General features: G+C 67.8%; 13 protein-coding genes. 6 read left to right on the top strand and 7 right to left on the bottom strand.

The annotated features are described in order from the left end of the window. Positions 1 to 152: 152 nt before the first annotated feature. Genes RCH14_RS01245 through RCH14_RS01230 form a run of 4 tightly spaced genes read right to left on the bottom strand, consistent with a single transcriptional unit; the run spans position 153 to position 4,715 of the window. The gene (locus RCH14_RS01245) at positions 153 to 1,640 is read right to left on the bottom strand and encodes a glycoside hydrolase family 3 protein (protein WP_343024350.1); all 1,488 of its coding nucleotides are present in this window, start codon (positions 1,638 to 1,640) and stop codon (positions 153 to 155) included. A 29-nt stretch (positions 1,641 to 1,669) separates the two neighbouring features. Further along, entirely contained in the window at positions 1,670 to 2,740 is a 1,071-nt protein-coding gene (locus RCH14_RS01240; protein ID WP_343024349.1) for an SIS domain-containing protein, read from the bottom strand. After that, positions 2,731 to 3,840: an N-acetylglucosamine-6-phosphate deacetylase gene (nagA, locus tag RCH14_RS01235; protein ID WP_343024348.1), complete on the bottom strand. Its 1,110-nt coding sequence runs from the start codon at positions 3,838 to 3,840 to the stop codon at positions 2,731 to 2,733. Before nagA ends, RCH14_RS01240 begins: the two co-directional genes overlap by 10 nt. Continuing rightward, entirely contained in the window at positions 3,837 to 4,715 is an 879-nt protein-coding gene (locus RCH14_RS01230; protein WP_343024347.1) for a BadF/BadG/BcrA/BcrD ATPase family protein, read from the bottom strand. Before RCH14_RS01230 ends, nagA begins: the two co-directional genes overlap by 4 nt. A 266-nt stretch (positions 4,716 to 4,981) precedes the next feature. On the opposite strand from RCH14_RS01230, the gene RCH14_RS01225 reads away from it, so the two are divergent. From RCH14_RS01225 to RCH14_RS01200, 6 genes are all read left to right on the top strand, one after another. After that, positions 4,982 to 8,011: an ATP-binding protein gene (locus RCH14_RS01225; RefSeq protein ID WP_343024346.1), complete on the top strand. Its 3,030-nt coding sequence runs from the start codon at positions 4,982 to 4,984 to the stop codon at positions 8,009 to 8,011. Between the two features lie 66 nt (positions 8,012 to 8,077). Further along, positions 8,078 to 8,572 (top strand): hypothetical protein, encoded by a 495-nt coding sequence (locus RCH14_RS01220; protein WP_343024345.1) that lies wholly within the window; start codon positions 8,078 to 8,080, stop codon positions 8,570 to 8,572. 6 nt (positions 8,573 to 8,578) lie between these two features. Continuing rightward, on the top strand, positions 8,579 to 10,255 hold the full coding sequence (locus tag RCH14_RS01215; protein WP_343024344.1) for an AAA family ATPase: 1,677 nt from the start codon (positions 8,579 to 8,581) through the stop codon (positions 10,253 to 10,255). A 1-nt stretch (position 10,256) separates the two neighbouring features. Further along, positions 10,257 to 11,084: a general secretion pathway protein GspB gene (locus RCH14_RS01210; RefSeq protein WP_343024343.1), complete on the top strand. Its 828-nt coding sequence runs from the start codon at positions 10,257 to 10,259 to the stop codon at positions 11,082 to 11,084. Beyond that, entirely contained in the window at positions 11,056 to 11,646 is a 591-nt protein-coding gene (gene mobB / locus RCH14_RS01205; protein ID WP_343024342.1) for a molybdopterin-guanine dinucleotide biosynthesis protein B, read from the top strand. The genes RCH14_RS01210 and mobB overlap by 29 nt, the downstream gene beginning before the upstream one ends. A gap of 23 nt (positions 11,647 to 11,669) precedes the next feature. Continuing rightward, on the top strand, positions 11,670 to 11,861 hold the full coding sequence (locus tag RCH14_RS01200) for a YjfB family protein (protein WP_343024341.1): 192 nt from the start codon (positions 11,670 to 11,672) through the stop codon (positions 11,859 to 11,861). A 38-nt stretch (positions 11,862 to 11,899) separates the two neighbouring features. On the opposite strand, the gene RCH14_RS01195 is transcribed toward RCH14_RS01200, so the two are convergent. The 3 genes from RCH14_RS01195 to fumC form a co-directional block, all read right to left on the bottom strand. Continuing rightward, positions 11,900 to 12,184, bottom strand: a complete 285-nt coding sequence (locus RCH14_RS01195; RefSeq protein ID WP_343024340.1) for a DUF883 domain-containing protein — start codon at positions 12,182 to 12,184, stop codon at positions 11,900 to 11,902. A gap of 105 nt (positions 12,185 to 12,289) precedes the next feature. Beyond that, positions 12,290 to 12,502 carry an RNA-binding S4 domain-containing protein gene (locus tag RCH14_RS01190; protein WP_343024339.1) on the bottom strand — a complete coding sequence of 71 codons (213 nt, stop codon included), beginning with the start codon at positions 12,500 to 12,502 and terminating at the stop codon, positions 12,290 to 12,292. 60 nt (positions 12,503 to 12,562) lie between these two features. Next, on the bottom strand, positions 12,563 to 13,960 hold the full coding sequence (gene fumC, locus RCH14_RS01185; protein ID WP_343024338.1) for a class II fumarate hydratase: 1,398 nt from the start codon (positions 13,958 to 13,960) through the stop codon (positions 12,563 to 12,565). Positions 13,961 to 14,010: the final 50 nt, after the last annotated feature.

Below are 14,010 nucleotides of genomic sequence, written 5' to 3'. Positions count from 1 at the left end.
AATATACGAAATGTGCTTTTTGCAATATAGCAAAAATGCCAAGCTCGGACAAAAAAGTATTGTCCCATACATCCAGCATTTTCTGGATTGGCAATTGTGCCGTAGCACGGGCCGCCGTGCCCGTGTCGTTACATCGCGTTACCTTGCCGCTGTCACGGCCCGTCAAAACCCGGTACCGGGCAGGTACCTGGCGCGTCGATCTCGCCGGCCAGCCACGCCATGGCAGCGGCCAGCGCCGGCGGCGCAAATCCATAACTGAGCAGGGCAGGACCGGGGAAGTCGAGTGCCTGATACGGGTTCCACAAGGCCAGATGCAGGTCGGGCCGCCAGGTCGCGCAGGCTTGTGGCCCGTAGCGCCGGCGCGCGGTCGAGGCCAGGATCGTGAAGCGGCCGTCGACTGGCAGCGCGCTCCAGTCGAAGGTTTCGCTGTCGGCGAAGGTCACCAGGTCGACGTCGTACAGCTGCGACAGCGCTGCCGCGATGCTGGCCGCCGGCACGCCGGCTTCGGACACGCCGTCGCTGATCACGTCGGCGCGTGCGATCAGGCGCACGCGCGCGCCGCGCTCTGGGCGCTGCGGCGAGCGCAGGGCCGTCAGGCCCGCGCGCCAGGCGCGCGCCATCAGTGCGCGGTCATCCGCTTCGGCCGCGTAGGCGAGCGCGCCGGCCGGGTGCGCGTCGGCCAGCTTGCCAAGGCGCGCCAGGCGTGCCTGCACGGCGGCCAGCGGCAGCACACCGTCGCGGATCGCCGCGGCGATCGCGTGCACCGTCTCGATTTGCGTGGCGCGCGTGCCGATGGCCATGACCATGTCGGCGCCCGCGACCAGCGCATTGACGGCGGCCTGGCCGACGCCATAGCGGTGCGCGATCGCGTGCATGTCCATGCCGTCGGTGATGATCACGCCATCGTAGCCGAATTGTTCGCGCAGTACGCCGGTCAGGATCGCATGCGACATGGTGGCCGGATTGACCGGGTCCAGCGCCGGATAGACGATGTGGGCCGTCATCATGGCCGGCGCATGGGGCGCAGCGATACGAAATGGCGCGAATTCGAAGCGTTCGAGTTCGGCGCGTGATTTGTCGACGTACGGCAGGTCGCGGTGCGAATCGACGTGGGTGTCGCCGTGGCCGGGGAAGTGCTTGACGCAGCAAGCCACGCCTTCGCGTTCGCTGCCTTCCATCCAGGCCAGCGCAAGCCGGGTCGCAAGCACTGGATCGGCGCCGAACGAGCGCTCGGCGATCACCGGATTGTGCGGGTTGTTGTTCAGGTCCAGCACCGGCGCGAAGTTCCAGTTGAAGCCCAGCGCACGTACCGCGCGCGCCACGGCCGCGCCAACCTCGCGCGCCAGGTCCGGATCGCCCGCCGCGCCGAGTGCCATCGCGCTTGGCGGTGCCGGCACCCAGGTCGAGCGCACGACGGCGCCGCCTTCCTGGTCAAGGGCGATCAGGGCTTGCGGCCCGATCGCAGCACGCAGCGCACCCGTGAAGCGGGTCAGCTGCGCCGCGTCGCGCATGTTCTGGCGGAACAGGCAGGCGCCGCGGATCCGGTAGGTACGCAGGAAGGCATCGGTGTCGGCATCGAGTTCGGTGCCGAACAGGCGCACCATCACCAGTTGGCCGGCCAGGTCGAGGTAGTCGTTCATGGGCGTGATTTGGGCGTGATTTTGGGCGGTTAGTTCGTCTTGGTGACTTTGCTCAGGTGGCGCGGCTGGTCGGCATTCATGCCGCGCGCAGCCGACAGCCGGGCCGCCATCGTGTAGAACGCCTGCACCGCGACAATCGGGTCGAGGTCGGGGATGGCGGCGGTGGGCAGCGTCAGGTCGCGGCTGGCGATGTCGGCCGGCGCTGCAAGCAGCACGCGCGCGCCCCGTGCGCGCATGTCGTCGGCCAGCGCCACCAGGCTGGCCTGGGTCGGACCGCGCGTCGCGAAGATCAGCAGCGGATAGCCGTCCTCGATCAGCGCCATCGGGCCGTGCTTGATCTCGGCGCCCGAAAACGCTTCGGCCTGCAGCGCCGAGGTTTCCTTGAACTTGAGCGCCGCTTCGAGCGCGAGCGGGAAGCTGATGCCGCGGCCCACCACCATGATGTTGCGCGCCGGCGCCAGCACGTCGATGGCGGCCGACCAGTCGCCGTCCTGGCCGAAACTGCGCGCAGCGCGCAGCGCATCGGGCAGGGCGGCGATGCCATCCTTCAGTTCAGGGTCGTTCTGCCAATCGGCGACCAGGCGCGCGCCGGCCACCAGGCTGGCGATGAAGCTCTTGGTCGCGGCCACGCTCTGCTCCTTGCCGGCGTGAAGCGGCATCGTCCACTCGGCGGCGTCGGCCAGCGGCGAAGCGGCGTCGTTCACCAGCGCCACCGTGACGGCCCCGCCGGCGCGGAAGTACCGCATCGGTTCGACCACGTCGGGACTCTGGCCCGATTGCGAAATGGCGATGGCCAGCGTGTCGCGCGCGATGATCGGCGACTTGTAGAGCGTGATGAGCGACATCGGCAGCGAGGTCACCAGGCGGCCCATGCGCGACATGATCAGGTAGGCCAGGTAGCCGGACGCGTGATCGGAGCTGCCGCGCGCCACCGTCACGGCGCTGTGCAACTGGGTTGCACGCAGTTGCTCGCCAAGCGCGGCGTAGCGCTCGGCGTCCTGCGTCAGGGCGTGGGCGATGCAGTCGCCGGACGACAGTGCCTCTTGCAGCATCAGCGATTCGGTACCGTCAGCAATGGCGGGCGCGGCATTCACAGGCATTCTCCTTCGATATAGACAGCTTTGATGTTCAGGGCGCGGTCCAGGACCACGAAGTCGGCGTGACAGCCAGGCGCCAGGCGGCCGCGCCGGGTTTCGCCGAGGTAGTCGGCGGCATGGGTCGAGACGCGCTTGCTGGCTTCTTCGATCGACAGGCCCATGCCCACCAGATTGCGCAGCGCCTGGTCCATCGTCAGCGTGCTGCCGGCCAGCGTGCCGTCGGCCAGGCGCACACCGCCCATGCATTTGTGGACCACCTGGCGGCCCAGCATGTAGTCGCCATCGGGCATGCCGGCCGCCGCCGTCGAATCGGTCACGCAGAATAATTTGGGGATGCAGCGCAGGGCAGTGCGGATCGCGCCCGGGTGCACGTGCAGCAGGTCGGGAATGATCTCGGCGTATTCGGCGTGCGCGAGCGCCGCGCCGACCATGCCGGGATCGCGGTGGTGCAGGCCGGGCATGGCGTTGAACAGGTGCGTGAAGCCGGCCGCACCATGTTCGAGGGCGGCCACGCCGACGTCGTAATCGCCGTTGGTGTGGCCGATCTGGACCCGGATGCCGGCCTTTGTCAATTGGCGCACGAGGGCCATGTGGCCGTCGATTTCGGGCGCCACGGTGATGAGCTTCATTGGCGCCAGCGCGTGAAAGCGCATGACTTCATCAAGGTGCGCTTCGCGCGCGAATGGCGGCTGGGCGCCGAGCTTGCCGGCGTTGATGTACGGGCCTTCCAGGTGCACGCCAAGGATGCGCGCCTCGCCCTGGCCGCGCGCCGTGCAGGCCGCGCCAATGGCGGCCAGCGCCCGGTCGATGTCTTCCACCGGCGCGGTCATGGTCGTGGCGAGCAGGCTGGTGGTGCCGTGCTTCGCGTGCAGGGCGGCGATCACGTGCGCGGCGTCGCCGCCTTCCATCATGTCGCGGCCCGCGCCGCCGTGCACGTGCACGTCGATGAAGCCCGGCACGATGTAGACGTCGTCGTTGTTGGCCGGATCGGCGCGGCGGCCGTCGATGCCGTCGACGCGCGCATGGAAGCGCAGCGCGCCGTGCACCCAGCCGGCCGGCGTGAGGATGTTGCCTTTGATCGGGTGGCGAGCGTCGTTTGTCATGCGTTGGCGTCCTTCAGATGCAGTTCGATCATGCGCAGCGCGCCGGCGGCGGAGTCGCCGTGCGGTGGACTGCAGCGTGCCAGCGTGGCGGCCGGCAGGTATGCGCGCAGCGTCTCGCCCAGGCCACCGCACAGCGACAGCGGCAGGCTGCCCGGCGGGTCGAGTGCGCGCGCGATGCTGGCCGCTTCCGCGCCTGCCTGTGTCAGGATCCCGCGTGCCACGGGGTCGCTGCCACCGTGCGCCACGACGAAGCGCGCCAGGCCCGCGTAGTCGGTCTGCGTGGCGTGGCCGAGCCAGACCTGGATCGGATCGCGCGCGCCGCCGCAGGCAGCAATCACGGCGTCGGCAAAAGCGCCGCCTTCGGCGCGGCCGTCGAGCACCTGCTGGATGTGGCCGATCGCGCGCAAGCCCATCCAGGCGCCACCTGCCTCATCGCCGGCGGGGAAGCCCCAGCCGCCCACTTCGACGCGCGTTCCATCCTGCCGCAGGGCTTCGCCGACGCTGCCGGTGCCGATGGCGACAATTGCGCCGGGCCGCCCGCCATGGGCGCCCATCAGCGTCGTGAAGCCGTCGGTATCGAGCATGATGGTGCCAAAGCCCGGATCGGCGGCGTGGAAGGCCGCCGCCCATTCCTTGTTGTGCACGCCAGCCATGCCCAGGCCAATGGCGCAGGCATGCATGGGAATAATGTCGATGCCGATGGCGGCAAAGGCCTGGCTGGTGGCGGCAAGGACCGCGCTCCAGGCCTTGTCGATGCCGTGACGCAGGCCGGACGCGCCGCTGCTGCCGGTGGCGAGCCCGGCGCCGTCGCGGCTGGCCAGGCGTACGCGGGTATTGGTGCCGCCGCCGTCAACGCCGATGAGATAGTCGATCATGGTGTGCAATGAATACCGGGAAAAGGGTCATCGCACTATAGGCAGCGCGTTCTGCGGTGTCAACAGGTATTTAACTGGTATTGATTATGTGGGGCGCTCAGGCCTGCTCTTCCCGAGGCCAACCAGGCGTCAATGCCGTCTGGCTGGCGAATTGGTATCGCAATTGGTATTGGGAGAGGGGCCGTCGCATGCTGGCGTACGTACCAGCGGGAAAAGGATGTAACGTGCCGCGGCGGCACAGTGGTATCGTTTGTGGAATATCCCAAGTGAATGACCCGATGCCCGACCTCTTGCCATCGCACCTCCCGCCATCCAACCTGGCGTTTGCCACCGGTGGCGGGGACATGGGCGCGCTATTACGCGCGCTGGACTGGTCGCAGCATCCGCTTGGTCCGCTCGAGGCCTGGTCGCAACCACTGCGCACGGCAGTGAGCCTGATGCTCGGCGCGTGCCAGCCCATGTACGTGGCCTGGGGGCCGGCGCTGCATCTGCTTTACAACGATGCCTATCGCGTCCTGCTCGGGGCGCGCGGCGAGCAGCCCCGCCAGACCTTCGGCCAGCCGTTCGTTGAGGTCTGGGCCGATGTCTGGGAAGAGGTCGGCCCGATGTTGTCCGCCACGCTGCAGGGCAATCCGGTGCACGCACAAGACCGAGGCTTTGTCGTGCACCGCAACGGCTATCCGGAACAGATCTACGCCACCTTCTCGACCATCGCGCTACGCGACGAAGCGGGGCAGGTCGCGGGCATTTACTGCATGTGCGCCGAAACCACGGCCCAGGTGCTGGCCGGACAAGAGCGCGACAACGCGCTGCACGAGCTGGAGACCACCAACGAGAAGCTGCGCATTGCGGCCGATGCCGGTGAATTCGGCCTGTTCGACCATTCTCTGAACCAGTGCGACATCGTCTGGAACGCGCAGGCGCGCACGCATTTCGGCGTGCCGCCCGACGGGCCGGTCACGCACGCGCTGATCGATGCCGCGTTCCATCCGGACGACCGCGAGCGGGTCGTGGCCAGGGTCGCGGCATTGCTGGCCGCGCCGGGCGATGGGCACTACCGCGACGAATACCGCACGGTCAGCGCCATCGATGGCCGCGAACGCTGGATCGCAGCCGGCGGGCGCCTGCTGCGCGACGCCGCCGGCGCCCCGGAACGCCTGGTCGGCACCACGCTCGACATCACCAGCCGCAAGCTGTTCGAAGCAAGCGTGCGCGCCACCGCAAGCGAAGCCGTGGCCGCGGCCGAAGCAAACGCCAAGTTCCGCACGTTCTTCGAGCAGGGCACGCATTTCGGGATCCTGATGACCCCGGATGGCGCGCTGATCGAAGCCAATCACGTGGCACTGGGTGCCGGCAGCTACGCGCGCGACGACGTGCTGGGACGCCCGTTCCAGGCCTGCAACTGGTGGAGCGGCTCGCCCAAGGTGGCGGCCGAAATCGCCGCCTGCGTCGCGCTGGCTGCCGGCGGCGAGCGTGTGCGCTGCGAGCTGCCGTACTTCGTGGCGGGCGGTGGCGAGCGCTTCATCGATCTCGTGATTGCGCCGGTCATGGGCGACGATGGCGTATTGCTGTTCGTGGTCGCCACCGGCAGCGACGTCACCGAGCGGCGCCAGGTCGAAGAGCGCCTGCGCCTGCTCGACGCCATCGGCGAAGCCACGCGCGTGGCGCACGACCCGAAGACGATCATGGGCGAGGCCACGCGTTTGCTGGGCCAATACCTGGACGTCACGCGCGTGGCCTACGCGGACGTCGAGCCGGACAACGACCGCTTCACGATCCGCCACGACTGGGTGACGCCGGGCGCGGTCAGCACCGTGGGCGTGTATTCGCTCGATCTGTTCGGCTCGCGCGCGCGGGCCGACATGCGCGAAGGCCGCACACTGCTGATCGACGACGTCGAACGCGAATTGACGGAACAGGATGGCGCCGTGATGTTCAGGCAGATCGACGTCAGGGCCATCATCTGCTGCCCGCTGGTCAAGGGCGGCAAGCTGGCAGCGATGATGGCGGTGCACCAGCGCACGCCGCGCGTCTGGACCGGCGACGAGGTGGCGCTGGTCGAAGCGGTGGTCGAGCGCTGCTGGGCGCACATCGAACGGCTGCGCGCCAGCGAAGCGCTGCGCGACGCCGACCGCCGCAAGTCGGAGTTTCTTGCCACGCTGGCGCACGAGCTGCGCAACCCGCTGGCGCCGATCCGCAACGGCCTCGAGCTCATGCGCATGGGCGCGGACAAGCCGGGCAATGCCTTGCGGCTGGGGGGCGTGCGCACGATGATGGAGCGCCAGGTCGGCCACATGGTCCACCTGATCAACGACCTGCTCGACATCGCGCGCGTCTCGAGCGGCAAGCTGGTGCTGCAGATGCAGCCGGCCGACCTGCGCGACGTGATCGCGACGGCCATCGAGACCAGCACGCCGCTGATCGACGCTGCGGGCCATGGGTTGACCGTCGATCTGCCGCTGGTGCCAGTACCGGTCGACGTTGACCCGGTGCGCATCAGCCAGGTGGTGAGCAACCTGCTGTCGAACGCAGCCAAGTACACGCCGTACGGCGGGCGTATCGTGCTCACTGCGCACACCGAGGGTGACGAAGCGGTGGTGACCGTGCGCGATAACGGCGTGGGCATCGCCCCCGACATGCTGGCGGCCGTGTTCGAGATGTTCACCCAGGTGGCGCGCAGCATCGAGCGCGCCAACGGCGGACTGGGGATCGGGCTCTCGCTCGTGCAGCGCCTGGTCGAACTGCATGGCGGCGCGGTCAGCGCGCACAGCGCCGGCGTGGGCCTGGGCAGCAGCTTTGCCGTGCGCCTGCCATTGATGCTGGCGCCGCTCGTTGCCTCACCCGGGCTTGCGCCGGCAACAGAAGCGGCGCGCAATGGCGGCCAGCGTGGCGCGCAGGCTGGCGCGCTGCGGGTGCTGGTCGCGGACGACAACGTCGACGCCGCTGCCACGCTGGCGGCGCTGCTCGAGATCGCCGGCCACACGGTGCGCGTCGTGCATGACGGCGCGGCGGCGGTGGAAGAAGCCGCGCGCTTTCAGCCTGACCTTGCATTCCTCGATATCGGCATGCCGTTCATGGACGGCTACGAAGCGGCGCGCCGCCTGCGCCAACTGCCCGCGCTCGAGGGCGTCATGCTGGTGGCGCTGACCGGCTGGGGCACCGAGGAAGACCGCGCCCGCTCGCGCGCTGCGGGCTTCGACCGTCATCTGCTCAAGCCGGCCTTGCCGGACGACGTCGATGCGGTGCTGGCCGCAGCAGTCGTAACGGCGACAGCGGCGGCGCGTACGCCGGCATGAGCCGGCACTTGGCTGCCGGGGCGCCACGCAGTGTCATAATGGGGGCCGCTGAAGGAGAGTATCGCCATGATCCGCCAGGTTGTTGCCCGCCGTACCACCATGCTGCTGCCGCTGCTCGCAGGCCTCGTTCTGGCCTGCACCGCGGCCGGGGCGGGGGCGGCGCCGTCGACGTTCGGGCCGGTGATCGGCAGCGCGCTCCTGTGCCGCAGCCACCTCGATAACGCCTACTTCCACGCCTACCTGACCGAATTTTTCGGCCCGGCCTACAAGCGCGAGGGCGGGGCCTACTGGTTTCGCACCGAGGCGTCGCTGTGGGGCGCGAACGTCGAGCAGGTGATGGTCAGCGACGATACGAGCGCCGTCGTGTTCGTGGCCGCCATCCTCGAGGCCAAGCCCGACGAACTGGAAAAGTCGGTGCGCGCCGCCGCGGGTACGCCGTTTCGCGCGGCAGACGGCTCGCGCTACCCGCTCCGCAAGTCGATCCCGGGCAGCACGATCGCCTACGCGAACGACAAAAGCAAAATATACTGCGCCAAGTTCAAGCCGCAGAGTGTCCGTTAGTCATCCATGTACAACCACTATTTCCAGCTCACGCACGCGCCATTTTCAATCGCCCCCGATCCACGCTACCTGTTCATGAGCGAGCGGCACCGCGAAGCGCTGGCGCATCTGTTGTATGGAATCGGCAGCGGCGGTGGCTTCGTGCTGCTGACCGGCGAGATCGGCGCCGGCAAGACCACCGTCTGTCGCTGCTTCATCGAACAGGTGCCCGAGAACTGCCGCCTGGCGTATATCTTCAACCCGCGCCTGACGGCGCAGGAGCTGCTGCAGACCGTGTGCGACGAGCTGCATATCGAGGTGGCGCCGGCCGCCGTCGGCGCGGGCGTGAAGGGCTACGTCGATGCGATCAACCGCTACCTGCTGGCTTCGCACGCACAGGGCCTGAACAACGTGCTGGTGATCGACGAGGCGCAGAACCTGTCGAGCGACGTGCTCGAGCAGCTGCGCCTGCTGACCAATCTCGAGACCAGCGAGCGCAAGCTGCTGCAGATCATCCTGATTGGCCAGCCCGAACTGCGCACGATGCTGGCGCGCCCCGAACTCGAACAACTGGCCCAGCGTGTGATCGCACGCTACCACCTGGGCCCGCTGCAGGAAGCTGAAACGGGCGCGTATATCGCGCACCGGCTGGCCGTCGCCGGCGCGGTGGGCGTGCCATTCCCGCCCGCGCTGACGCCGCTGGTGCACCACCTGGCGCATGGCGTGCCGCGCCGGATCAACCTGCTGTGCGACCGCGCCCTGCTGGGCGCCTATGTGGAAAACAGTCCGCAGGTCACGCGCGCCATCCTGCGCAGGGCGGCCGCCGAAGTGTTTGCCGATGATCCGGCCGCGCACCGTGCGCCGCGGCGCTGGCCGTTGCTGGCTGGCGGCGCGCTGGCCTGCGTGGCGCTGGGCGCGGCGGCGTGGCAGATGCTGCCGCAGCATGCGGTGGCGCCGGCGCCGGTCATTGCCCGCGCCGCGCCGCCCAAGCCGGGGCCGGCGCCGGCGAGCGCGAGCGCGGCAAAGCCCGCCGCCATCCCGGTCGCTGCACCCGCAGCCGCCGCCGCAACCGCCGCCGCACCTGGCGCGGCCTTGCCAACGCTCGGGAGCGAGAACGCGGCGCTGGGCGCGCTGGCGGCGTTGTGGGGACCGTCGTTCGCGAACCTGGCCGGCGCCGACCCGAAGGCCACCTGCGAAGCCGCGCTGCGCGCCAATCTGCGCTGTCACGCGGGGCGGGGCGGCCTGTACGAACTGCGCCTGCTCGACCGGCCGGCCGTGGTCACGCTGCACGACGGCCCCCGCACCGGCCATGCAGTGCTGGTGGGGATGGACGAGCGCAGCGTCACGCTGGCGCAGGGCAAGCGGCGCGAGCAGATCGACATCGCTGCCTTCGTCGCGCGCTTCGGCGGCGAATTCACCACCTTCTGGCGCATGCCGGCGGCGTTTCGTGATGTCGTCGCCCAGGGCGACCGCGGGCCGGACGTCGACTGGATCGCGCAGCGCCTGGCGGGCCTGCACAGCGCCACGGCGCCGGCGCTCGATGCGCCGCTCGACGCGCGCACCAAAGAATGGCTGCGCGCCTTTCAGGCCGCGCAAGATCTGAACGCCGATGGCGTGGTCGGGCCGCGCACTTACATGCGTCTGAACCAGTTGTCGAACGTGGCCGAACCCCGTTTGCTGACCGCCGGCGGGACGGGAACCTGATATGTCGTACATTCTAGAAGCACTCAAGAAGGCGCAAGCCGAACGCCAACTGGGCAACGCCCCGACCATCCACGCGCCAGCGCCGTCGTATGCGTCGCCGCGTGCAGGGCAGGGCGCGCAGCGGCGCTACCTGGCCCTTGGCGTGGGCCTCGTCGTCGTCGCGGCGGCGGTGGCGCTGCTGTGGCCACGCCTGGCGGGCGAGCCGCCGGTGCGACTGGCAGCCGTGACGCAGCCCGTGGCAGCGCCCGTCGTTGCGCCCGCCACTGCGCCCGTCGTTGCACCTGCCGTTGTGCCGGCAACGGCAACGGTTAGCGCACCGGTGGCGACGCCCGCAGCGGCCGCTGCTGTCGTACCCGCACCCGCACCCGCACCCGCACCCGCACCCGCACCCGCACCCGCACCCGCACCCGCACCCGCACCCGCACCCGCACCCGCACCCGCACCCGCACCGGTTGTCCAGCCTGCACCGGTGGTCGAAGCCCGGCCGGTGCGCACGAAGCCGGCGTCGGCACCGGTTGCGCCGACCGCGCCACCGTCACCGCCGCCGCGCGAGGCCGCGCCGACATCCGCCGTCGTGGCCGCGCAGCCGGGCGGCGACGAACCGTTGCGTACCCTGCAGCAACTGCCGGACACCCTCCAGCGTGAGATCCCGAAGGTGGCCTTTGGCGGCTACATCTATTCGCCGACACCCGGCGAGAGCCTGCTGCTGGTCGACAAGATGCTGCGCCGGGAAGGCGAGGAAGTCGCGCCTGGCCTCGTGCTCGAACGCTTGACGCCCAAGGCCGCCGTGATGAATTACCGTGGCACCCGCTACCGTGCGCCGTACTGAGTTGCCTGACCAAGGCGCGAGCGGGCCCGTGCTGGCGGTGGTCGGCTGGTCCGGCAGCGGCAAGACGACGCTGCTCGAGCATCTCGTGGCCGGTCTGTCCGGCGCCGGCCTGCGCATCAATATCGTCAAGCACAGTCACCACGATATCGAGCTCGAGCCGCCGCGCAAGGACAGTGCGCGCCTGCGTCTGGCCGGGGCGGCCGAAGTGATGATCGCCTCGCCGTACCGGATCGCCATCATGCGTGAACTGCGCGCCGCGCCCGAGCCGCCGCTGGCCGAGCTGCTGGCGCGCCTGTCCCCGGCCGACCTGACACTGGTGGAGGGCTATAAATGGGAGGCGCTGCCCAAGCTGGAAGTGCATCGCCCGGTGCTGGGCAAGCCGGCCCTGTACAGCGACGATGCGACGATCGTGGCCGTGGTGTCGGACGTGGCGCGCCCGGCCGCATTGCGGCCCGGCGTGGTCTGGCTCGACCTGAACGACATCGGCGCAGTGCTGGACTGGGTTGGCACATGGTCGCGCGCCAACCCTCAAGTTCTGGTTGGCGGCGTCGTTAAAGACTGACGAGTCTTTTTCTGGAGAAATGTATGGACGTCACGAATATTGCCAAACTGTCGACCAGCATGGCAGAAACCGGTATCCGTCAGGAAGTAGGCATGACCATGCTCAAGCGTGCCATGGACATCGAAGCGTCGTCGGCAGCCCAGATGATCGCAGCGATTCCGCAGGCGCCGAACCTGCCGGCCAACCTGGGAAATTCGATCAACACGACCGCATGAACCCCCCCGGCGCGACGCCGGGTTGTTGTCATTGCGGGTCAGTGAAACGCGCGCAGGATGCGTGATTCGCCCGAGCGGTCGGCGAACTGTTCGTTGGCGTGGCGGGTTGCGGCCATCATCCGTTCGAGCTGGGCGTCCTCGAAGCGCGACAGTTCTTGATTCGCCGCTTCCAGCGCCTGAAACAGCTTGGTTCGGGCGTTCTGGTACAGCGCGCTCGAGTATTGATCAGTATTCTTGAGCAGTTCTTCCGCGTTTTCGATCACGAGGCGCAAATCACCGATGAGCTGCTCTTGCGACTGTACGCGGGTTTCAGGGGTTTCCATCGCTTTCACCTATAAGCCGTTGATTAACGTCTTGAAATATAAACAATGAAGCCCCGTTCTGTTTGTTAAACCGCAAACATAAGATGCTGTCTTTCTGTCTATTTTTTAGCGAACCGTGATTTCGACGTCGCCCAATGTCACGATCTGGCCGGTGCGGATCTTGGCCGTCTTGCGCAATTCCTGCTTCCCGTCGACATTGACGACGCCACTGGCGACCAGCTTCTTGCCGGCGCCGCCGCTGTCGACCAAGCCGGCCAGCTTGAGCAGTTGGTTGACTTCGACGAATTCCGATGTCAACTCAAATTCGATTTTTTGCATTCTTTCCTCGGGGATGAAAGGGCGGTCTGATGGTTACCGGGCCGCCCGGGTGCTGGGTATTTACTCGACCGGATCGGGCCGCGTCATATCGATCGGCACGATCCACTGGTCAAACTGCTGATCGTCGACAAAGCCGCTCTGCAAGGCTGCCTGGCGCAGGGTCAAGCCTTCCTTCGATGCGGTTTTGGCAATCTGCGCGGCGCGATCATACCCGATGTGGGGCGCCAGTGCCGTCACCAGCATCAGCGATTTTTCCATCAGCTCGCCGATCCGCACCAGGTTCGGCTCGATCCCCTGGGCGCAGTGCGTGTCGAACGAGCGCATGCCATCGGCCAGCAGGCGCGCACTTTGCAGGAAGTTATGCGCGATCATCGGCTTGAACACATTGAGCTCGAAATTGCCCTGCGAGCCGCCCACCGTGATCGCGACATCGTTGCCAAACACCTGGCAACAGAGCATCGTCAAGGCTTCGCACTGGGTCGGGTTGACCTTGCCCGGCATGATCGAGCTGCCCGGTTCATTCTCGGGGATCGTGATTTCGCCCAGGCCCGAGCGTGGACCGGATGCCATCCAGCGGATGTCGTTGGCGATTTTCATCAGCGCCGTGGCCAGCAGCTTGAACGCGCCATGGGTCGAGACCATCGCGTCATGCCCGGCCAGCGCCATGAATTTATTGGGCGCCGACTTGAATGACAGTCCGGTGCGCGAACCGAGTTCGGCCGCGATGCGCGGTGCGAAATCGGGATGCGCATTCAGGCCCGTGCCCACGGCCGTGCCGCCGGCTGCCAGTTGCAGCAGGCCCGACAAGGTGGACTTGAGCGCGCTTTCGGCAAATTCGAGCTGCGCGACGTAGCCGGAGAATTCCTGGCCCAGCGTCAGTGGCGTCGCATCCTGCAGGTGGGTACGGCCGATCTTGACGATCGGCTCGAAATCGCGTGATTTGCGCACCAGCGTGCCGCGCAATTTTGCCAGCGCCGGCAGCACTTCCTTGGCCAGCGCCCAGGCAGCGGCCACGTGCATCGCGGTGGGGAAGATGTCGTTGGACGACTGGCCCATGTTGACGTGGTCGTTCGGGTGCAGCAGGCGGGCTTCGCCACGCTCGCCGCCGAGCAACTCGGAGCCGCGGTTGGCCAGCACCTCGTTCATGTTCATATTGCTTTGCGTGCCCGAACCGGTCTGCCACACGGCCAGCGGGAATTCGCCGGGATGGCGCCCGTCGAGCACTTCGTCGGCCGCGCGGATGATGGCGTTGGCCTTGTCGGCCGGCAGCTTGCCCAGCGAGCGGTTGACGGCTGCTGCAGCGCGCTTGACCTGGGCGAGGGCGGCGACCAGTTCGGGCGCCATGCGTTCGGTCGAGATGTGGAAGTGGTGCAGCGAGCGCTGGGTCTGCGCACCCCACAAATTGTTCTCTGGCACTTCGATCGGACCAAAGCTGTCTTTCTCAATCCTGTTTTCCATGGACATGTCCTGATTTGCAAGAGGCTGGGACTAAAGAGTTTATCCCAATG

It is taken from the genome of Massilia sp. MP_M2, from assembly GCF_039123635.1.
GTDB lineage: Bacteria > Pseudomonadota > Gammaproteobacteria > Burkholderiales > Burkholderiaceae_D > Telluria.
The sequence above is the reverse complement of the archived record's forward strand: the minus strand, read 5'-3'. Positions and strand labels throughout refer to the sequence as shown.

What these genes read in the sequence shown, in the direction of transcription:
- RCH14_RS01245 (WP_343024350.1), bottom strand. Translation starts at nt 1,640, where the DNA reads ATGAACGACTACCTCGACCTGGCCGGCCAACTGGTGATGGTGCGCCTG.
- RCH14_RS01240 (WP_343024349.1), bottom strand. Translation starts at nt 2,740, where the DNA reads ATGCCTGTGAATGCCGCGCCCGCCATTGCTGACGGTACCGAATCGCTG.
- nagA (WP_343024348.1), bottom strand. Translation starts at nt 3,840, where the DNA reads ATGACAAACGACGCTCGCCACCCGATCAAAGGCAACATCCTCACGCCG.
- RCH14_RS01230 (WP_343024347.1), bottom strand. Translation starts at nt 4,715, where the DNA reads ATGATCGACTATCTCATCGGCGTTGACGGCGGCGGCACCAATACCCGC.
- RCH14_RS01220 (WP_343024345.1), top strand. Translation starts at nt 8,078, where the DNA reads ATGATCCGCCAGGTTGTTGCCCGCCGTACCACCATGCTGCTGCCGCTG.
- RCH14_RS01215 (WP_343024344.1), top strand. Translation starts at nt 8,579, where the DNA reads ATGTACAACCACTATTTCCAGCTCACGCACGCGCCATTTTCAATCGCC.
- RCH14_RS01210 (WP_343024343.1), top strand. Translation starts at nt 10,257, where the DNA reads ATGTCGTACATTCTAGAAGCACTCAAGAAGGCGCAAGCCGAACGCCAA.
- RCH14_RS01200 (WP_343024341.1), top strand. Translation starts at nt 11,670, where the DNA reads ATGGACGTCACGAATATTGCCAAACTGTCGACCAGCATGGCAGAAACC.
- RCH14_RS01195 (WP_343024340.1), bottom strand. Translation starts at nt 12,184, where the DNA reads ATGGAAACCCCTGAAACCCGCGTACAGTCGCAAGAGCAGCTCATCGGT.
- RCH14_RS01190 (WP_343024339.1), bottom strand. Translation starts at nt 12,502, where the DNA reads ATGCAAAAAATCGAATTTGAGTTGACATCGGAATTCGTCGAAGTCAAC.
- fumC (WP_343024338.1), bottom strand. Translation starts at nt 13,960, where the DNA reads ATGGAAAACAGGATTGAGAAAGACAGCTTTGGTCCGATCGAAGTGCCA.